12 protein-coding genes are annotated in these 19939 nt (G+C 71.1%); 7 read left to right on the forward strand and 5 right to left on the reverse strand.

Going from position 1 to position 19939, the window contains the following annotated elements:
* Window positions 1-103 precede the first annotated feature (103 nt).
* The 4 genes from ACFY61_RS19315 to ACFY61_RS19330 all read right to left on the reverse strand — a co-directional run bounded on the left by ACFY61_RS19315 (window position 104) and on the right by ACFY61_RS19330 (window position 5948).
* Entirely contained in the window at window positions 104-2491 is a 2388-nt protein-coding gene (locus ACFY61_RS19315) for a macro domain-containing protein (protein ID WP_389473441.1), read from the reverse strand.
* A gap of 213 nt (window positions 2492-2704) precedes the next feature.
* Complete coding sequence (locus ACFY61_RS19320) at window positions 2705-3151, reverse strand: hypothetical protein (protein ID WP_389473443.1); 447 nt, start codon at window positions 3149-3151, stop codon at window positions 2705-2707.
* A 323-nt stretch (window positions 3152-3474) separates the two neighbouring features.
* Entirely contained in the window at window positions 3475-4698 is a 1224-nt protein-coding gene (locus tag ACFY61_RS19325) for a Dyp-type peroxidase (protein ID WP_389473444.1), read from the reverse strand.
* A 2-nt stretch (window positions 4699-4700) separates the two neighbouring features.
* Window positions 4701-5948, reverse strand: a complete 1248-nt coding sequence (locus tag ACFY61_RS19330; RefSeq protein WP_389473445.1) for a hypothetical protein — start codon at window positions 5946-5948, stop codon at window positions 4701-4703.
* 193 nt (window positions 5949-6141) lie between these two features.
* Between ACFY61_RS19330 and ACFY61_RS19335 the strand changes: the two genes are divergently transcribed.
* Entirely contained in the window at window positions 6142-6423 is a 282-nt protein-coding gene (locus ACFY61_RS19335) for a hypothetical protein (RefSeq protein ID WP_389473447.1), read from the forward strand.
* A 365-nt stretch (window positions 6424-6788) separates the two neighbouring features.
* Here the strand turns inward: ACFY61_RS19335 and ACFY61_RS19340 are convergent, their stop codons facing one another.
* Complete coding sequence (locus tag ACFY61_RS19340) at window positions 6789-7466, reverse strand: NAD(P)H oxidoreductase (protein WP_389473449.1); 678 nt, start codon at window positions 7464-7466, stop codon at window positions 6789-6791.
* A gap of 112 nt (window positions 7467-7578) precedes the next feature.
* On the opposite strand from ACFY61_RS19340, the gene ACFY61_RS19345 reads away from it, so the two are divergent.
* The 6 genes from ACFY61_RS19345 (at window position 7579) to ACFY61_RS19370 (ending at window position 19579) form a co-directional block, all read left to right on the forward strand.
* Window positions 7579-8508, forward strand: a complete 930-nt coding sequence (locus ACFY61_RS19345) for an AraC family transcriptional regulator (protein ID WP_389473450.1) — start codon at window positions 7579-7581, stop codon at window positions 8506-8508.
* A 1606-nt stretch (window positions 8509-10114) separates the two neighbouring features.
* Window positions 10115-16096, forward strand: a complete 5982-nt coding sequence (locus tag ACFY61_RS19350) for an RHS repeat domain-containing protein (RefSeq protein WP_389473452.1) — start codon at window positions 10115-10117, stop codon at window positions 16094-16096.
* 25 nt (window positions 16097-16121) lie between these two features.
* A complete protein-coding gene (locus ACFY61_RS19355; protein WP_389473454.1) occupies window positions 16122-16964 on the forward strand; it encodes a DUF4253 domain-containing protein in 843 nt (280 codons plus the stop codon).
* A 22-nt stretch (window positions 16965-16986) separates the two neighbouring features.
* Complete coding sequence (locus tag ACFY61_RS19360) at window positions 16987-17184, forward strand: hypothetical protein (RefSeq protein ID WP_389473456.1); 198 nt, start codon at window positions 16987-16989, stop codon at window positions 17182-17184.
* A gap of 492 nt (window positions 17185-17676) precedes the next feature.
* Window positions 17677-17880: an EF-hand domain-containing protein gene (locus tag ACFY61_RS19365; protein WP_389473457.1), complete on the forward strand. Its 204-nt coding sequence runs from the start codon at window positions 17677-17679 to the stop codon at window positions 17878-17880.
* Window positions 17881-18709: 829 nt separating this feature from the next.
* Window positions 18710-19579: an alpha/beta fold hydrolase gene (locus ACFY61_RS19370; RefSeq protein ID WP_389473459.1), complete on the forward strand. Its 870-nt coding sequence runs from the start codon at window positions 18710-18712 to the stop codon at window positions 19577-19579.
* Window positions 19580-19939: the final 360 nt, after the last annotated feature.

A 19939-nucleotide genomic window follows, 5' to 3' on the forward strand; every position in this document is an offset into this window, starting at 1 on the left:
GGGAGGTCGGGATCGCGTCGCGGGCCTGGCTCCGCCGCACTGCCCCACGGGGATCCGGCGGGCTCGTCACCCTGCTCTCCGTGGGGCGGCGGTGCCGTGTGGTTCAGGAGAGCACGGGAGTGGCGTCGGTGACCTCGCGCAGCCTGACCGTGCAGAGGCCGCGGGGCTCGCTCTTCACCTCCGTCACCTCGAGCTGGGTACCGGGCGTGAGGATGTACTCCTCCTCGCCGGTGAAGGCGGAGAAGCTCCTGATCCCGACCGCACGGGCCGGCGTCACCTCGAAGAGGGTGCGCTTGCCGCGGCTGCCCAGGAACGCCTTGGCCACCTGCAGCTCGGAGGTGCACGAGGAGACGCCCCACCAGGTCACCGTCCGGCCCACCGGGTACTGCGACCGCAGGTCCAGCGACACGCCGCGCCACAGGGGTTGCGTGTAGGCCGGCAGCTCCGAGACGGCCGAGAACAGCAGCCGCAGGTAGGGCAGGTAGGGCGTGACCCTGGCGCGGTCGGGGTCGCGCAGGACGCTGTTGATCTCGCGGTAGAAGGCCGACTCACAGGTGTAGAGGTGGAGCGCGGCGATGGCGTCGGCGGACAGGCCGCCGGCGGCCGCCTCGTCCGCCCGCAGCTTGCCGAAGTCGCGGGAGCGGCGGATGTGGCCGGCGAGCCCGGACAGGGTCGCGGAGACGGGGGCGACGGCGTCCTGGAAGTCCATCAGCGGGGTGTCGAAGACGCCGGTGATCGCGGGCAGGACCAGGCCCTCGTCCTTGACGCTGGTGAGGCGTTCCAGGTACAGCTGGTGCAGGTTCATGGTCGACTCGATGAAGGCGCCCATGCGTGCCGCGACACCGTCGTCCGCACCGCCCGCGCCGACCGCCGTCGCGTTCCATCCCTTGCTCGGCAGCCAGTCGATGCTGTCGGCGCCCAGCGAGGTCAGAGCGTCGTTGACCTGCGAGAAGTGGTCGCCGTCGCAGAAGATGTCGCCCTGTGCCGCCGGGTTGGCGTGGTCGAGGTGCCGGACCTCGACGTCCGGGTACTTCTGCTGGAGCCGCAGGACGACTCGTTTCAGGTTGCGGGCATGCGCACCCCACCAGGCGAAGACGACTCCGCGGTGCTCCTCGGGCGCGTCCTGCTTGGCCCTGAGGATCTCCTCGACGATCCGCTCGGCGACCGGCCGCCAGAACGCCGTGTGCTGGTCGGCGCCCATGGCCCCGTCGCCGCTGGCGGTCAGGGAGGCGTTCAGCAGGAGCACGCCCTGCGTGAGCATCGCCTGGAACCACTCCGGCGGCTGGACCGTCTCCCGCTCCTTCAGCAGCGCGCGTACGTCGGCGATGGGGGTCTTCTTGGGGATGCCGTACTTCCACATCGCGGCCGCCTTGATGAGGCAGCGGATGCTGACGACGCGGCCGAACTGGCTGTCCTTCCAGTCGCTGAAGGTGTTGTCGAACATGGCGATGCCGGTGGCGCTCTCCGGCCGCGGGTACGGGTTCTGGCCGAAGACCACGACCTTCCACTGGTGCGGCGGGTTCGGCTTGAGCGCCTGGAAGGTCAACCCGCGGACAGGGACGACTTCGTGGCTGCGGCCCTTCCCGATGAACCGGGCGGCGTCCGGCTGCGCCTCGATGACCGGCTTCAGCAGGGGGAGCCAGGCCTGGCCGCCGCCGTCGAAGAGTTCGGTCAGGGCGAGGGGGTCCCCGGCCTCCGGCTTGGACACGGGTCCGGGCTCGGGCTCGGCCTCGGGCTCGGGCTGCGGTGGGCGGCCGGGAACCGGAACGCCCTTCGCCGGTGCGGTCATGGCGGTCGCGGCGTCCCCGGGTGCGGGGTCGACCGGCGTGACGGGCGTCGGCGGCACGATGCGCACCCGCTGGTCGACGGGCACGTCCTCGATGCCGTGGAGCTGGGAGACGATCGTGGAACGCAGCTCGTCGTCCTCCTCGAACCAGTGCTCCTGGAAGAGCGTGTAGCCGGTCCACATCAGATTGGCGCACACCCGGGCCGGCACCTGACCGGTCTGCGCGCCCAGTCCGACCAGCGCCACGGACCGGATGCTGCCCGGCTCCTTCCGGTTCTGCCGGTGGATGGCCTGGAAGGCGGCCGCGCACGCCAGCGCCACGTTCAGCGTGGCACTCACGTTCTGCGAGGACCGCACCATCGTGGGCGTCGATATCAGATAGCGGGGGACGGCCGCGCCGGACGGAACGCAGACCGCGCTGCCCACCCGCATGGGTCCGGCGAACCGGTCGCGGATCGCCCGCTGGACGCGCACCTGGATGCCGGATCCCAGGTACCGCTTGATGACGGCGTCGACCCCGCCGTCCATCCGGCCCCGGGAGTTCGTGGGGGTGACCCAGGCGTCGACGTCCTCGTCGAGGATCGAGCCCTTACGGATCTCGATGCCGGGGGTGTCGGCGAACGCGGCACGCCACGCCTCGACCACTCGCTCGTTGACGTCGGTCAGCACCACCCTGAGCGCGGGCAGCACACTGCTCTCGGTCATCGTCCACTCCTGTCGTGCACAGCGCTTCCAAGGCCGCGAACGTATCCCCCGCCACTGACAACGCCGCGGGAGCAGGAGGTTGATGACTGGGCGTCATGCGCATGCGGAGCCGATCCGCCCAACCGGCGTCGCACGCGGCTGTGCACCTGATGGCCGAGTAGACGCCGTGCACCGGGCTCGCGGGCAAGCCGGTGCCCCACGGGGTCCGGACGATCACATGAAGTAGATGCGGCCGGGGTCCGCGCAGTCGCCCATGACGATGGCACCACTGCTGTTCCTGACGAGGAAGCACTCCTTGAGGACGAAGAAGTCGACGTTGGAAGCGAAGTTGAAGTCGAACGTGACGACCTTGCCGGAGCCCAGCATGTTCATGACCACCTCCGGGCGGTGTCCGCCGTCGTTGTAGTACGCGTCGATGCGCAACGCGGCGCCCTTGCCGTCGCCGAGGGTGTCCTTGACCTCGCCGTTCAGATGGTACCGGCGGTCCGGCGTCTGCCAGAGCGAGCCGTGCGCCCAGACGCCCTTCAGGTCCCCGGAGTACTGGTTCGTGAGGTCCCATCGACCCGTGTCCGCAGCGTGCGCGGGGCCCGCCCCGAGCAGGAGAACGGCCGCCGCGGCCGCTCCCAGTCCGGCCTTGGCGCCACATCCGGCGAGCTTCATCTCTCTGCCTCCCTGATCGATCCGAGGAGGAAAAACTACGAGCAGACCGGCGCGGCGGACCACCAACCAGTGGTGTGTTCCGGTCCACTCCCCATGGGGTACGGCCGGCTACCCCCACGGGGGTAGGTGCTTGGCAGCGGTCGTCCTGACCCTGACGTGCGCGGAGATCGGGACCGGTGACCGGGCGTCCCCTCCGAGTGCCCGCCGCGTCGTGCAGATCGACCTGGCGGGCGTGTTCGCTCTGCCCGGCATGCGGCCGCGCCGGCGGGGCCGAGGGACTTCCGGGACGGCCCGCCGCAGGCGGGCCGTCCCGGGGTGTGGGGTCAGCCGAAGACCTCGGCGCCGGGGTAGGGGGCGCCGTCCTGGACGGGTGGGACCAGGTACGTCCCGGCGGCCCGGACCGACAGCAGCCGGCCCGCCGGTCCGTCGGGGCCGGGCCGTCCGCCGAAGTTGACGCCGCCGAGCCAGCCGGCCTGGGTGAGGACGCGGAGCAACCGGTCCGGACTGTCCTGGAAGCTCACGAAGTTCAGACCGACCCGGAATCCGGGCGCTGCGGCGACCGGCTCGAAGAACTCGTAGCCCTGCCGGAACACCCGCAGTGAACCGGACTGGCCCGGATCGGTGGTGTGGACGAGGTTCGCCCGGTGGACGTGGGAGGCGAGCACCACAGGATCGGTGGCGACGCCGTGCTCCCGGAACGCCTCGTTGCCCGGCTCCGTCACCTCCGTGGTGCCCGTGACCGGGCATCCGGTCGCGGGCAGCGGGCGGCCCTCGGCGTCCCGGCCGGCCAGCGGGGCCCCGGTGAGCTTGTCGCGGCCGACCAGCAGCTCCTGCTGTGGGCGCGACAGGACCTCCCACTGCTCCAGGTCCAAGGCGAGGCGCAGGAACACCAGGTAGGTGCCGCCGATGGTCCACGAGTCCAGGCCCGCCTCGCCCTCGCCGACGCCGATGACCCGCTCCCGGTCGGCACTGTGCAGGTTCGACACGCCGTCGTGGAAGCCGATCCAGCTGCGCCTGTCGTCCCGTTGGAAACCGGTGTGGATGCCCGCGATCTCCAGTGGTGCGGTCCGGGTCGCCGTGTCCCGCCCGCGGCGCAGCAGCTTCCACAGCTCCACCACCGCCCGGGAAACCGCGAGCGAGGTGTCGGCGGTGAACTGGAGACAGAACTCCTCGGTGGCGTCGTTGCGGGTGACGTCCGCCGCGTACGACAGGCCGGCGCCGACCAGCAGCGGCCCGCCACCGGTCGGCCGCGGCGAGCGGAAGCGGAAGCGTGGCGCGAGCGCCGCCGGGCAGGGCAGTTTGGCGTCGGGGATGTCGAACGCCTTCGGGCCGAAGCCCAGTAGGAACGCCAGGTTGCCGCTCGGAACGGGGTGGCCCGGCAGGTCGGCCACGGTCCCCGCGATGAGCGCCCTGAGCATCGCCGTCGCCTCCCGCAGCTGCCCGTCCACGGCGGCGGCGTCGGCGGCCGGGTCGGCGCGCAGGAACACCAGGGCGAAATGTCCGGGCGGGCTGGAACCGGGGCCGTGGTAGATCCCGTTCTGCAGCACGGTCACTGCCTGCCCCGGGGGCCGGCCACGGGCAGGATCCGTTCGGTCGCCAGGTCGAAGTCCTTCTTCATCTGCTTGATGCTGTCGCAGATCTGCGCGTCCCGGCAGCGGATGGGCCCGGGCGGATCGGGCAGGACGACGAACTCGTCCTCGGGCACGGCGGTGGGCCCGCCGACGGCCGCGATCGGACCGACCTCCACCCGGCGGGCCACCTCGTAGCCGCCGGTCAGCGGTTCGTCCACGGCGCCGGAGGCGACCGTGATCTCGTCCAGGAAGTGCGGGTCGTCGTCCCCGGGTCCGAACTCCAGCCGCTGGCGCAGTCCCTCCGCTCCGCGCCCCCAGCGGATCCACGGGTCGGGCACCGGTCCGCCCTCGAACTGGAAGACGTCCGAGGCGAACCGGTGGATGTACACCCCGAGCGGGTCGGCGAACGACACGGTCCGCCCCTGGAACGCGGCCCCGGCGGCCGCCAGCGCGGCCGCCGGGTCGGCGTGCCGGCAGGCGAGCGCCTCCGTCCCGTTCACCCGGAAGATCTGGTCCCGGCCGGCCGGCTCCAGGCCCCCCGAAGCGGTTCGGCGGGCGTACGGGCACGCGCCGAACAGCACGATGTAGATCAGGTCGTCCAGGCCGTTGATGGGGTGCGCCATGAACAGGGCGTTCACCGCGTTGAGCGAGCCGACGGGCGAGCCCGGGACGCCCGCCGAGGCGAGCTCCGGGTCCCCGCAGTGGCCGGTCAGCTGGCGGGCGAACCGCACCCGGCGCTGCATCGGGCCGAGCTGTGCCGGGTTCGTCGTGCCCGGTCCGTACAGCTCCTCCCACCGGGGCTCGGTGCCGAGGATCCCCGTGAGGATCTCGCGCAGCCGGGTCGGGGCGTGGGTGGCAAGCATGAGGTGGTACTCGGGCAGTTCCGTGGTGATCTGTACGCGCTTCGGCCGGAGCCGGCCCTGACCGTCGGAAGCCGTCACGACGGCGTACTCGCAGTACTCGTTGTGCAGGGCGCGCCGTCCGCGGACGCCCCAGTCGGATAGTTGTCGTGCCGCGGTGGCGTCGAGGCAGAACCCCGGCTCGGCGGGGTCGCCGAACCAGGTGACCGGCACCCGTTGGGCCGCGGGGTCGGCGGCCTCCAGGCGGAAGAACCGGCTGGAGAGGCTCGGGTCCAGCTGTTCGAACCGGGCCAGGACTTCCTCGTTCCATCGGTCCAGCAGGTCCGGGGTCAGGTCGTCGGCCAGTCCAGGGGCGGAGAAGGGCATGGCGGCACCTTTCGACGGCATGGTCCGGCCCGGGACGCGGCGGAGGCACGTGCGGCCGGAAGTCGATGGTCACCGACCGTATCGAAGCGGCCGTGCGCCGCCGCGTGACGCGCTCGCGCCCTCGCCCGACTGCGGGAGCGCACGCGGGGCTCACCGGGATCCGGTGGGGGCCTGCGGCAGCCGGGTGTCCCGGTTGATCGCCCGAGCCGGTACGGGCGTGCCGGACGCCGCCCGTACGGCGGTGATGGTGGTGGTCGCGGGTGCCGGGGACCACCGTCCATACGGGCGCCGGGGGCCCGGCGCCGTGGACCGCGTGGAACGCGCGTCCGAACGCCCACCGGGCGTGCCGCTCGGCTCCGCACCGCCGGCCTGGCGGGCCGGGCGGTGGCCGCCCTCGTCGCCGCGTACGCCGCACGTCACGAACACGGTGGACCCGGCCCGCGGGCTCGCGGGGCTGCCCGGCGGCGGCTGGTGAGCGCGGGAGGGACGCAGCGGTGCCCCTGCGGGTTCACCGCAGGGGCACCGGGACCGGTCAGCCGCGGGACAACTCGACGAGTCGAACCCCGGCGTCCCCGGCGAGCCCGGCGCGAGGAACGCGTGGGGCATGGTTGCCGCCCCGGTGACTTCGACGGCGACGGCTTCGACGACGTCGTGGCCGCCGACCCGTTGGCACGCGGCGGTGCCGGCCACATCAAGGTGACGTACGGCTCGGCGAGCGGCCCGTCCGCCCTAGAACGTCGTCATCCGGTGTTCGGCCGGCCCGAGGCGTCCGTCGTGCGAGCCGGGCTGTCAGGCCCCGCGCGTACTGCCGCAGTGTCAGCCCACAGGGCCTTGAAGTCGTCAGACCGCAACGAGTTCCTCCGCGAGGAAATTCTCGACGAACTTCCCTGCCCGACGGTCGAAATCGGTGTACTGCGCCTCCCGCTCGGCGCCGGCGACCGCTTCTCCGACCAGCAGGTTGCCCTCGGCGTCGATGCGCTGCGGTCGCTCCTCCGCGTCCAGGAGCAGGCCTACGGTGGAGCGGGAGAAGCCGCAGTAGTAGGCGATGCCATCACTCAGGCTGGCCTCGAGGGCGGACTGCATCGACTCCACGATGGGGTCGTCGGCGGTGGCGCCGGCCAGGGCCAGCCACAGCATGCGCTTGCCCGCCAGGCGGGGCTTGCTGCGGCCGTAGGCGAACCCGTAGTTCCATACGCGGTCGATCCATCCCTTGAGGACGGCGGGCACGCTCTGCCAGTACACCGGGAAGACCGCGACGACGACATCGGCGTCTAGGATCCGCCGCATGTGGGCCTGCGTCTCGGCCGAGTACGGCTTCTCCCGGTTGCCCCAGTCCGGCTGATCCTCCACGTTCATCCGCGGGTCGAAGCCCTCGGCGTGCAGGTCGAGCAGGTCGACGCGGTATCCGGCGGCCTCGAACTGGGCAGCCGTGCGGCGGGCGGTGTGGGCGGTGAGGGAATCGCTGCGGTGGTGCGCGACGACCACGAGGGCTGTCCTGGTGTCAGTGCTGTGCTGCATCACGGTGTCTCCGAGGGCTCGATCTCTGCAGTGGGTCCAGTACAACCGCGGCACCGTAGATGATCCATGGGAGAGACTCTCCAGGACATAGGAGATCGTCTACGATTGCACTGTGGATCCTCTGAGTTCACTGCTGAGCGGCATCCGGGCCGAGGGCTCGGTCGTCAGCCATGCCGTCCTGGAGGCGCCGTGGAGCATCACCTTCGCCGACGCCGCTCCGCTCACCCTGGTCAGCGTGCTGCGCGGGGGCGGCACGTTGCTGCTGTCCGACGGCACCGAGCGGGCGATCGGCGCGGGTGACACGGCCGTCGTGCAGGGCCCCGCACGGTTCCGCCTCGCGGACGAGCCTGCCACCGTCCACCTCCCCCACACCGCGTACGAGATCAACTGCTTCACCGCAGACGCCGCGTGCACCGGCAAGGAACTCGACGGTATCCACTGGGGCAATGGCCCGGAGGGAGCGACCGCGCTGATCGTGGGCGCCTACCGCGCCTCGGGGCACCGCCACGAACGGCTCCTGCGCGCTCTGCCGCCCGTCGTGGTCATCACCGAGGACGCCGAGGTCTGTGCCTGGCTGGAGAACGCCGCCGCCGACGCCGCCCGGCTCTCCGCCGGTTCGCAAGCGCTGATGGACCGGCTCCTCGACTGGGCTCTCGTCTGCACGCTGCGCACCTGGTTCGACCGGGCGGGCGCCGACGCGCCCAGCTGGTACCGCGGCCTCGCCGACCCGGTCCTCGCCGCGGCTCTGCACGCCTTCCATGAGCGGCCCGCCGAGAGTTGGACGGTCGCGTCGCTGGCCGCTCGCGCCGGCGTCTCCAGAGCACTGTTCGCCCGGCGCTTCACCAAGGTGATGGGCCGTCCGCCCCTCGCCTACCTCACCGAATGCCGCATGGACGACGCCGAGGCATTGCTGGCCGACACCGACCTGAGCCTCGCCCAGATCGCCAAGACCGTCGGCTACGCCGACGCCTTCGGCTTCAGCGCCGCCTTCAAACGCCACAAGGGCCTCAGCCCCAGCAGGTTCCGCACCACGGCGGCGTGAGTCACGGCACGCGCACGCATCCCGCCGCCGCGTCCGACAACGCCTTCGGCCCGGCCCCGTCGACCAGGCCTGGCATCCAGCCAGGTCACCAGTTGCTCGCCGATCGCGGGGAAATCCCACCGCTTCCGGGAACCAATCCGCGCCACCCGCACCCGCGGGCCCCGCATGGGGCCGCGCGCACCGCTCGGGGTCGGCGGGCCCCGGCCACCGCTCGCGGCCGCTCGGGCGGCAAGGCGCCGTTCTTGCAGGCCATCTGGCGCAGGTTGTCAGCGTCCGCGCACGCACCGGCCAGCACTCCGCCCCGCCAGGGTTCTCCCCTTACCAGCCGTTCGGGTGAGAACACGAGGAGGACCCCGCGCACCGGGGCGGTGTGCGGGGCCTTCGACGTTGGAGTCCTTGCGCGGCAACAGGTCGTGTGCGCCGTCGCCGGGGAGGACGGCGGTGAACTGGTCCCCCGACCCGCGTCGAGGACGCCCTTGCCGCCGAAGTAGACCCACATCCGCTTGCCCAGAGCTCGTCTGTCTTGTCGACGGGGTCGGCTTCGAGGGTGAGCAGGTCGTTGTACCCGTCCGCGCCCCATTCGCCGGAGGTGGTGATGCTGGGTGTGGTGTCGATGCTCAGTCCGCCGTTCGAGGCGGTGAACTTGGCCCTCCGCTGTCCGGCGTACATGGTGAGGGAGCCGGAAGCGTCCCGGTCCCGTGCCGCCGCCGGAGAAGGTGACCGACACGGAGATGGCCTTCGGCTTCACCGAACCGCGTCAGCGGCGAAGACGGAGGTCGGGTCCGTGTCCACCCAGACGCCGTTGCGCAGACGCCACCATGCCGCCCGACGCCACGCCGGCGACGACGGCAAGGGCGACGGCCCTCCGGAGAGAAGCCCCCATCCCTTGCGGATTTTCGCATTCAACACTCTCGTGACCCCTGCTGCCGTTTTTTTGCCGCCGCCCTCTAACTGTTGGTCAGCCGACTTGATTTTCCCCTACCGGACATTTCTGGCCTTATCCAGCGCGGACAGCAAGAGGAATAACGAATTCCGGCAGGTCGCCCCCAACAGGTCGTCAACCTGCATCCATTCCCGGCCGGGCGTGGCGGCCACACCAACGGACCCGAGCAGCACGCCCCATTTGAGCGACAAGATCATCTTTGTCGCGCCATCACGAAGCATGCGGGAACCGCAAGCATCGCCGGATTCCGAATCAGTGAAATCCGGCTGTTACCCTGCGCCGGTTGAATTTGCACGAATAAGTGGAGTGCGTGTGAGAAGATTTCGCATGCGAGGACTTTCTGCGGCGCTGGCCGCAGCGGTTCTCACAGGCATACTGCCGGGGGCTGCGGCTGCAGCGGCAGACAAGGGGCAGCCTCGGCTGCCCGGACTGAAACAGCCGAAGGCGGTTCCGGTGTCGCCGGTCCGCATCGGCGGGGCGAAGAAGGCCGACGCAGCCGCACCCGGCTGGAATGCGCGGCCGGTCGTCTGGCCGGAGGCAGGATCGGCACAGGTCGACCTCGCCCCGGCGACTGGCTCGAAGGCCGCCCTTTCGGGCTCGGCCAAGGCCGACGTTCCGGCGCCCGGTGCGGGATCGGGCCGGGCGGGAAGGCTTCCCGTCTCGGTGTACCCGCTCGAGGCGAAGGCCGCCAGGGCCTCCCCCGCACCAGAAGCGCCGACGAAGGTGGCGGTCACGCTCGCCGCCAAGGACGCGGCCCGCAAGGCCGGCGTCGACGGCGTCCTGCTGTCGGTGGGCCGCTCGGACGGCGGACAGCGTCGCGCAGCCGCCCGCGTGGAGGTGGATTACAACTCCTTCCGCGGCGCGTACGGCGGCGACTACGCCTCCCGGCTACGCCTCGTGGAACTCCCGGCGTGCGCGCTGACGCAGCCGGAGCGCCCCGAGTGCCGTACCCAGAAGCCCCTCGCCACGCGCAACGACACGCGCACGAGCACGCTGTCGGCCGAAGTGAGCATGGCCGGGACGGTCTCGCCCGCGGCCGCCCCGGGCGGCGCGCCGGCGAAGTCGGCCTTCGCCGCAGCGGCGCCGGCCGGTGCGACCGTACTCGCCGCGACGGCCGGGGCCTCCGGTCAATCGGGCGACTACAAGGCGACGCCGCTGAAGACCTCCGGCTCGTGGAGCGCGGGCGGGGTCACCGGTTCCTTCAACTGGTCCTACCCCATCGACGTCCCGGCCGTGCCCGAGGAGCTCAAGCCCGGCGTCGCCCTCAGCTACAGCTCCCAGTCAGTCGACGGGCTCACCGCCGCATCGAACAACCAGCCGTCCTGGGTCGGTGACGGATGGTCCTACGAGCCGGGCTTCGTCGAGCGCAGGTACAAGGCCTGCAACGACGACAAGACCGGCGGCACCAACACCACCAAGGTCGGCGACCAGTGCTGGTTCAACGACAACGCCACACTGCACCTCGGCGGCAAGTCCACCGAGCTGGTCTACCAGGCGGGCAAGGGCTGGCACGCCGAGGGCAACGGCGCCGAGAAGATCGAGAAGCTGACCGGTGCGTCCAACGGCGACCAGGGCACGGCAGGGGTCGACGGCGTCGGTGAGCACTGGAAGGTCACCACGCCCGACGGCACCCAGTACTTCTTCGGGCTGAACCGCCTGCCCGGCTGGAAGGACAACGGCACCGCGGCCGACGACCCGGTGACCAACTCCGCTTGGACCACGTCGGTGTTCGGCAACCAGTCCGGCGAGCCCTGCTACAACGCGAGCTTCGCCAGCGGTTGGTGCCAGCAGGCCTGGCGCTGGCAGCTCGACTACGTGGTCGCCCCCGGCGGCGCGGCCATGGCCTACTACTGGAACACCGAGTCCAACAACTACGGCCGCAACGTCTCCGAGACGACCGGCAAGGCGACCGTCACCCGGTACGTCCGCGGCGGCTGGCTGGACCGGATCGAGTACGGTCTGCGCGCCGACGCCGTGTACGCGGGCAAGGCCATGGGCCAGGTCAAGTTCGACGTCAGCGAGCGCTGCCTGGCCAACTGCGGCACCTTCGACGAGACCAACGCCAAGAACTGGCCGGACGTCCCCTTCGACCTGTACTGCAAGGACGGCGCCACCGAGTGCAAGGACCAGTACTCGCCGAGCTTCTGGTCCCGCAAGCGCCTCGCCAAGATCACGACGAAGTTGCTGACCGGCGGGGCGTACAAGGACGTCGACTCCTGGACGCTCGCCCAGGACTTCCCGCCCTCCGGTGACGGCATCTCCACACCCATGTGGCTGAAGTCCGTCCAGCACACGGGCCTGGTGGGTGGCACGCTGGCCACTCCCGCGGTGACCTTCGCGGGCGAGCAGCGCGCCAACCGCGTGGACAAGCTGGGTGACGGCCTCGCACCCTTCGTCCGCCTGCGCATGTACCAGATCACCACCGAGACCGGCGGCACCATCGGCGTGACCTACTCGCAGCCGGGGTGCACGAACACCACACTGCCTGCGGCCGACGCGACGAACCAGACGCGCTGCTTCCCCGTGAAGTGGGCGTACGAGGGTGAGACCGCCAAGCTCGACTGGTTCAACACCTACACCGTCGACCAGGTCGTCGAGGGCGACAACCTGGTCGAGTCCCCGGACAAGGTGATCTCCTACTCCTACCTGGGCGGGGCCGCCTGGGCGAAGAGCACGGACGAGTTCACCAAGGCCGAGGACCGCGTCCACTCCGTCGCACGCGGATACGCGCGCGTGCAGACGCGCACCGGCGCCGCGAGCGACCCGAGGACCCTCACCGAGACCCGGTACTTCCGCGGTCTGGACGGCCAGCCCGTCCTGGACTCGGCCGGCGCCTCCGTGACCGACCGCGAGCAGTTCGCGGGCATGACCCGCGAGACCGCCACGTACAACGGCGACGACACCTCCAAGCTGGTCAGCGCCACTTCCTATACCCCGTGGCGCTCGGCCGCCGTCGCCACCCGCACCCGTGCGGGCCTGCCCGATCTCGTCTCCTACCAGACGGGCACGGAGCGGGAGTCGGCCCGCACTCCCGGGGCCGGGGGCACCCGGACCGTCGAGAAGACCCGTACCTTCGACGGCTACGGCATGGTCACCAGCGAGTCGTCCACCGGTGACAAGGACAAGGCCGGCGATGAGTCGTGCACCACGACCCAGTACGCCCGCAACACCACCACCGGAATCCTGAACAAGGTCGCCCGGATCGAGAGCGTCGCCGCGGCCTGCGGTGCGGCCGTCAGCCGTCCCGGTGACATCATCGACGACGTCCGTACGTACTACGACAAGGGCGCCCTGGGCACCGTGCCCGGCCGGGGCCTGGTCACCAGGACCGAGCGGATCAACGGCAAGGGCGACGGCTACGACGTCCAGGCCGAGGTCCCCAGCACCTGCGGCGCCGACGGCCTGCAGCTCTGCGCCGACCTCCACGGCCGGGTCCTGAAGGCGTCCGATGCCTACGGGAAGGTCACGACCACCACGTACACCCCCGCCACCGGCGAGGTCCCGACGAGCAAGGTCGCCACGAACCCCCGCGGCCACGCGACGACCACGGTGCTGGAACCGCTGCGCGGCCAGGCCACCCAGACCACCGACCCGAACAACAAGATCACCACCAGCGCGTACGACGCCCTGGGCCGGGTCTCCAAGGTGTGGCTGCCGGCCCGCTCGGCCGCCACCTACCCCGACTCGCCGAACTACGTGTTCGACTACCTGGTCCGCAACGACGGCCCGATCGTCACCACCACCAAGGTCCTGACGCACGACGCCACCTACAAGTCCGCGTACTCCTTCGCTGACGGCCTGCTGCGCACGCGCCAGACCCAGGAGCCCTCCCAGGACGGGGCGGGGCGGATCGTCTCAGAGACGTTCTACGACACCCGGGGCCAGGCCTGGCGCACGTCCGGCTCGTACTTCGCGACCGGTGCCGCCGAGCCCGTGCTCGTCACCGGCCAGGAGCTGAACTACCCGGCTTCGACCGACACCGAGTACGACGGAGCCGGCCGGGTGACGGCCGTCATCTCCAAGAAGTTCGGTGACGAGACCAAGCGCACCACCACCCAGTACACCGGTGACAGCACCACGGTGATCCCGCCGCAGGGCGGCACCGCGACCACCGCCGTGGCGGACGCCCTGGGCCGTACGGTCGAGCAGCGGCAGTACACCGACGCGGCCCGGACCACGTTCCAGTCCACCCTGTACACGTACAACAAGGTGGGCAGGCTGGCGCAGGTCACGGACCCGTCGAACGCGAAGTGGACGTACACCTACGACGTCCGGGGCCGCCAGGTCCAGGTCGACGACCCGGACGAGGGGACCACCAAGTCCGTCTTCGACCAGGGCGACCGACTCACCGACATCACCGACGCCCGCCAGGTCACCCTGCACTCGGACTACGACGAGCTGGGGCGGCGCACCGCGCTGAAGAAGGGCGCCACCACCCTCGCGACGTGGGAGTACGACACCGTCGCCAAGGGCCAGGCCTCGAAGTCGACCCGCTGGGTGAACGGCAAGGCGTACGAGAACGCGATCACCTCGTACAACAGCCGCTACCAGCCCGTCGGCCAGCAGGTGACCATCCCCGACAGCGAGGGCGCGCTGGCGGGCACGTACAAGTGGATCAACTCGTACAACGTCCACACCGGCCAGGTCATGTGGGTGCAGCACCCAGCCGCGGGCGGGCTGCCGCAGGAGAAGGTCGCCAACACCTACACCGCCGGAGCGGGCCTGCTGAACACGGTCGGCGCCGGCACCGACACCATCATCTCCGCGAACACCTACGACCACTACGGCCGCAACGTCCGCCAGGAGTTCGGTGCGTTCGGCCAACACCTGTGGGTGAGCAAGGAATACGACGAGCACACCGGCGCGCTCAAGCGGAGCTACCTCGACCGCGAGACAGCACCACAGCGGATCGAGGACGTCTCCTACTCCTACGACGCGCTCGGCAACATCACCTCCATCGCTTCGGCGTTCGGCCAGGACGCGGCCCGGGTCACCGACACCCAGTGCTTCGCCCTGGACGGGCTGCGCCGGGTCACCGAGGCCTGGACGAACACCGGTACGTCCTGTGCCGCCGCTCCCTCCGCGTCCGTGGTGGGCGGTGAGGACGCGTACTGGACCTCGTACACCTACGACGCGGTCGGCAACCGCAAGACCGAGACCAAGCACAAGACGGCCTCCGGTCCCTCCGCCGACACGCTCCGTACGTACGCGGCCCCCGCGGCGGGCAAGCACAACCTGCCCAAGGTCACCCAGACGGGCACCAGCCCCCGCGACGAGGTCTTCACCTACGACGCCTCCGGCAACGTCAGCACCCGCAAGATCGGGTCGGCCGCCCAGCAGACCCTGGTGTGGGACGACGAGGGACACCTCGGCTCCGTGGTCCAGGGCACCCAGACCAGCTCGTACCTGTACGACACGGCGGGCGAACGGCTCATCCGCCGCGACTCCACCGGCACCACCCTCACCCTGCCGGGAGGCAACGAGCTCAAGCTCGACAAGACCGGCACCACCGTCACCGGCACCCGCTACTACAGCGTCGCCGGGCAGACGGTCGCGATGCGCACCGGCGGCAAGCTGACCTTCGTGATCGGCGACCACCACGGCACCGGCACCACCCAGGTGTCCGCCGACGCCGCCCAGACCGTGGTCCGCCGCAAGACGGGCATCTTCGGCGAGGAGCGCGGTGCCCAGCCGGCCGGCTGGGCGGGCGACAAGGGGTTCGTGGGCGGCACGAAGGACACGGACACCGGCCTCACCCACCTCGGGGCCCGCGAGTACGACCCGGCCCTCGGCCGGTTCGTCTCCGTCGACCCGCTGATGGACCTGTCGGACCCGCAGCAGACGCACGGGTACACCTACTCCAACAACAACCCGGTCAGCCTCTCGGACCCCTCCGGTCTGAAGCCGATCGAGTGCGTCGAGCACGGCTACACCTGCAAGTACAACGGCGTCGGCTGGGACGTCGAGGAGAAGGACTACACCAAGGAGTACAACGGGTACACGAAGCAGTACGCCCGGGAGGACCACGAGGAGCGCAAGACCTACTGGGTCAAGAAGGTCCGCGACCAGACACGGAAGAAGCGTGTGGCGTACCTGGCCCAGAGCGACGAGGTCGATGCGATCATCCGGTTGCAGCAGAAGGAATGCGCCAAGATGCGCGGGCTCGGCAGGGCCTTCTGCGGGATCGTCACCCAGGCGCAGCGCGAGATGCACGCGGAGACCATCTTCGGTGACGCCCTCGACCGGATCGACGAGGGCTGGAAGGACGGCAGCGAGGCCGCCTTCAACGAGAAGGAGTTCGATCTGGCACTCCAACTGGCCCGCGACGGGCACACCGTGGTGTCCCGCGGGGAGAACATCAGGGCGCCGGGCGCCGAGGGCGACAAGAGGTTCGACGCCTGGGTCGACGGCGTCCGCTCCGAGTTCAAGATCCTTCCCACCGAGAAGGAGAAGGGTGTGCACCAGCAGCTGTCCGACGCGAACAAGAAGGGCGCGGACCGGCTGTACATCAAGCTGGAGAACATCGACGAGGACGAGGGGAGGGCGATGATCAAGAAGTGGAGCGAGGACTCGCGGCGGACCGTCAAGTTGAGCAGCATCTTCTACGTACACGAAGACGGAATCGAACAGATCGATTTCAAGTAGCAGGAGAGGAACCCGGAGGAACACGATGGAAGAGCGTGCGGACGCGGCCGGACTGCTGGCGCGCGAGAGCGAGGCGAACCTCCTCGTGCCCGGCCCCGTGATCGTGGAGTCCGCGGTCTCCGCATCCGGCATCGCCGTGCACGGCTTCCGCGTGGAGCGCCGGTCCGTCCGGACGGCGTGGACGTGGTGGCAGGAGCGGAAGGACCGGACGGGACTGGTTCCCTTCGGCACCACCCTCGGGCCGCACGCCCTCGTCGAGCACGACCGCGGTCAGGACGCGTGGTCGGGGGGGAGCCGGGCCCTCCTGGACTCCGCCCTGCGAGCCGAACCGTCCGCGGTGATGGCCGAACTGCAGGCCTCGCTCCTGCGGGAGATGACCGACGTCTACCTCCCCCCGCAGAACGAGGACGACCGCAAGGAGATCGAGGAGTGCGAAAGGCTCTTCGACCCCGAAGCCGTCGCGGCGGAGATCGTCGCCCGCCCCGAGCCCGGACCGGAGGCCCCCGAGCGGAAGGGGGCCGCGGACGAGCCGCTGTGGCTGAACTTCGTCGAGGCGAAGGCCGGCTACGAGATCCCGGCGCTCTTCCCGGGCCTCGTGCGGACGCCCAACTGGTCCGGCTACCAGGACCGGGGTCTGCTCCCCGGCGACCACGTCGCGGTGCTCCGCCACTGGAGCGACCGGTACGGAGCGGAGTTCTGCTTCGCGGACTCGTCGACCCTGGAGCTGGCCGTCAGCCGTCCTCCCCGGAGCCCGCTGGAGATCGCCCGGGCAGCCGTGGAGCAGTACGTGTACTGCCCCGACCTCGGCGACCCCGTGATCGCCGGCGATCAGGCCCGGCGACCCGTGTGGACGTTCTGGTGGGACTGACGGGCGACGCACCACACCTCGCATGAAGCCGGCGCCCCGGCGGGACTCCCGCCGGGGCGCCGGTGCGTCCGGGCCGCTCCCCCGGGGCATGAAGCCCGGTGCGGCGGTTGCCTCCCCGGGCTGGTGGGAGGCGGTACCGCAGGTGCGCGCCACCGAGTTCGCGCACTGGGTGGTCGCGCGGCGGATCGACCCTGGCCTGCCGCGCGTGCGGCTGCGCTGACGCAGCGCCGGCTCGCCCAGGCCTCGCGGTGGTCGGTCACGGCCTCATCAGGGCGTCGTGGACGGGGTTCCCGTGGGCGATGTCGGAGTCGAAGACGTCCTCGGACTGGTCGACCAGCCACTTGGGAATGAGGAGTTTCCTTGATCCAATTCGGCCATGGTCGTCCCAGTGGCGTGGACCGCCTTCACTCCTTCGGCGGGGCGCCCCCCACGCGCGCGGAAGCACTGTGGGCGCAGTGACCCGGGTCGACGCCGTGCAGGCCTGGACGAAGCCCTCACCGCTGCCGGACGCGTGTCGTCGTCCACCTCCGGTCCCAAGGCGAGCCCGGGCAAGCCACCTGCAAGGGGCGGCTTGGCCGCCCAGGCCGGAGCCTGGCGGCAGGCCCAGGCCCAGGCCTTGGCCCAGGCCTTGGCGGATGGGGTGTGTTGCTGGTGTGGCAGGGTGGTGGGGCATGTGGGCCTGCGGGGCCTGTGAACACGAGAGGGGCATGTCATGAACGAGGCCGAGCTCAGGGCGCTGTTCGCCGAGATCGACACGGACGGCGACGGGCGGATCAGCATCGTCGAACTGGCGGAGGGGTTCAAGGCCGAGGGTGCCCAGGGGCACCTTGCCGAAGAGGTCAAGAAGGCCATGGTGGCCGACGTGAACCGCGACGGGGTCCTCGACTTCGAGGAGTTCCGCACCCTGCTGAAGTAGCGGCTTGCCCACCCTGCTACGGGCTCTCCCGCCGGGGGCGCAGGACGTCGGCGCTGGTTGTCGGCGTTCCGCGCACGCGCCGGCCAGCACGCCTCCCCCGCCAGGGTGTTCCCGCCCGTGCCGGCCGTTCGGGTGAGGGCGCGAGGAAGGCCCCGCGCACCGGGTGGCGCGTCCGCCCAGCGGCCGGACTCGCCGGGACCGGCGTCATGTGAGATCCAGTCGAACCCGGCCGCGAGGGCCGCTGACTGGGCGCTCTTGAGGGTTCTGGCCGCCCCCGGAATTCGGCGGGCCGGAGGGCTCGGTGACGCCGCCGGCGTGGCCGGGGCGGTGGCGGGCCCCTTCGGCTTGCCGTCTGCCTCGGTCTTCGTCGGGCCGGAGTGGGGCATCGGAGGGTATCGCGGGCCGCGGGACGCGTAGCCGGTTCGTCGAAGTCGTATCGCTTCATCGGTACGGGGTGGAGGTCCTTCGAGGTGCCGGGGGCCGGGCAGCCTCCGCGCTGTGTTGGAGGAGCTGGGGATCGTGTGGGGCACCACCGATGCCGCCTTCGGGCAGAGCCGCGCCGCCGCGCGCGCTTCGTGGCGGCCGAGGACGGACGGCTGCGGTTGGACGAAGGTGCCCCTGATCGTGCCGGTAATCGCTTCGGCGGCGCCGCGGCGTCTGTCCGGTCCCGCGGCGGCTCCCATCGGCGGGACGCCCGACAGGTCGGCCGCGGGGCGGGGCGGGGTGACCCGCGTAATGGTGCCGTCCGGCAGGGGCCTGCCTGCGAGTGCCTGCCTGCCACACTTGAGCACCACGGATGCGGTGAGACGATCCGACACTGGGGGGCACGATGTTGCGTGTGGAGCTTTCGTCCGGACCGGTCGACTACCAGGACACCGGGGGCGAGGGGCCCGTACTGGTCTTCACCCACGGCATGCCCATGAGCGGGACCCAGTGGCGAAAGGTCGTCCCGCTGCTCGGCGGCTACCGCTGCGTGCTGCCCACGCTGCCCCTCGGCGGCCACCGCAGCCCGATGAAGCCCGACGCCGACCTCTCCCAGGCCGGCATGGCCCGGCTCCTGGGCGAGTTCATCGAGGCGCTCGGCCTGGACGACGTCACCCTGGTCCTGAACGACTGGGGCGGCGGCCAGTTCCTCATCTCCCAGGGGCGTGCCCAGCGGATCGCCCGCCTGGTGCTGGTGGCCTGCGAGGCCTTCGACAACTTTCCGCCGGGACCGGCGAAGGCGATGGCCCGGGTCACCCGGATCCCCGGCACCGTCTGGCTCCTGACCCGCCTGATGCGCCTGCCCGCCGTACGCCACCACCCCGGCGGGTACGGCGGGATGAGCGTACGCGGGATCCCCGACGACGTCCTGGACGACTGGTTCGCGCCCGCCACCCGCAGCCGGGCGATCCGCCGGGACTTCGCCAAGTTCGCCACCGGGGCGCCCGGGCGGCGGACGCTGCTGGCCTGGAGCGAGCGGCTGCGGGAGTTCGACCGTCCGGTCCTGGTCGTGTGGGCCACCCAGGACCGGCTGATGCCGCGTGAGCACGGGCGCCGACTGGCCGAGTTGTACCCGCAGGGGCGGCTGGTGGAGATCGAGGACTCCTCCACGCTGGTGCCGGAGGACCAGCCCGAGCGGCTCGCGGACGTCCTCCTGGGGTTCCTGGCGGACACGGGAGCGGAGCCGGCGGGTGTCGAGCCCGGGGAGCCCGCCTGACCCGGGCCGTCGTCCCCCGTAGGGCGGCCGGGCCGCGCCAGTCCCTACCGCGGCCCGGCCGGCCTTCCCGCCCTGCGCGTTTCTGTGGCTTGCCTGTGCACCGCACCGGTACGTGGTTGGAACCGGCCGACAGCTTCTGCCGGAGTCCTCGCTTGCCCAGCGCCCTCAAGCCGCCCGCGGGGTGATCTGCCGCTGCCGGTCGCACTCCGCCGTGAGAGGCGCAGGCTTCCCGCTGGCCTGCCGTCCACGCAGGCCCCGGTCCCGGGCTCCCGCGAGGGCTGACAGAGGTGGCTCGCCGGGCCCTCACGCAGGGCAAGGTGCGGGCCGCCGTCAGCCGACGGGTTCCGGGCGGGGGGTGAC

Origin of the sequence: Streptomyces sp. NPDC012888, from assembly GCF_042900645.1 — a bacterium.
In the GTDB taxonomy this organism is placed as follows: domain Bacteria; phylum Actinomycetota; class Actinomycetes; order Streptomycetales; family Streptomycetaceae; genus Streptomyces.

Bases quoted from the DNA above. Each gene is read 5' to 3' on its own strand.
- ACFY61_RS19355 (WP_389473454.1), top strand. From the start codon at position 16,122: ATGGAAGAGCGTGCGGACGCGGCCGGACTGCTGGCGCGCGAGAGCGAG.
- ACFY61_RS19315 (WP_389473441.1), bottom strand. From the start codon at position 2,491: ATGACCGAGAGCAGTGTGCTGCCCGCGCTCAGGGTGGTGCTGACCGAC.
- ACFY61_RS19330 (WP_389473445.1), bottom strand. From the start codon at position 5,948: ATGCCCTTCTCCGCCCCTGGACTGGCCGACGACCTGACCCCGGACCTG.
- ACFY61_RS19360 (WP_389473456.1), top strand. From the start codon at position 16,987: ATGAAGCCGGCGCCCCGGCGGGACTCCCGCCGGGGCGCCGGTGCGTCC.
- ACFY61_RS19320 (WP_389473443.1), bottom strand. From the start codon at position 3,151: ATGAAGCTCGCCGGATGTGGCGCCAAGGCCGGACTGGGAGCGGCCGCG.
- ACFY61_RS19365 (WP_389473457.1), top strand. From the start codon at position 17,677: ATGAACGAGGCCGAGCTCAGGGCGCTGTTCGCCGAGATCGACACGGAC.
- ACFY61_RS19340 (WP_389473449.1), bottom strand. From the start codon at position 7,466: ATGCAGCACAGCACTGACACCAGGACAGCCCTCGTGGTCGTCGCGCAC.
- ACFY61_RS19370 (WP_389473459.1), top strand. From the start codon at position 18,710: ATGTTGCGTGTGGAGCTTTCGTCCGGACCGGTCGACTACCAGGACACC.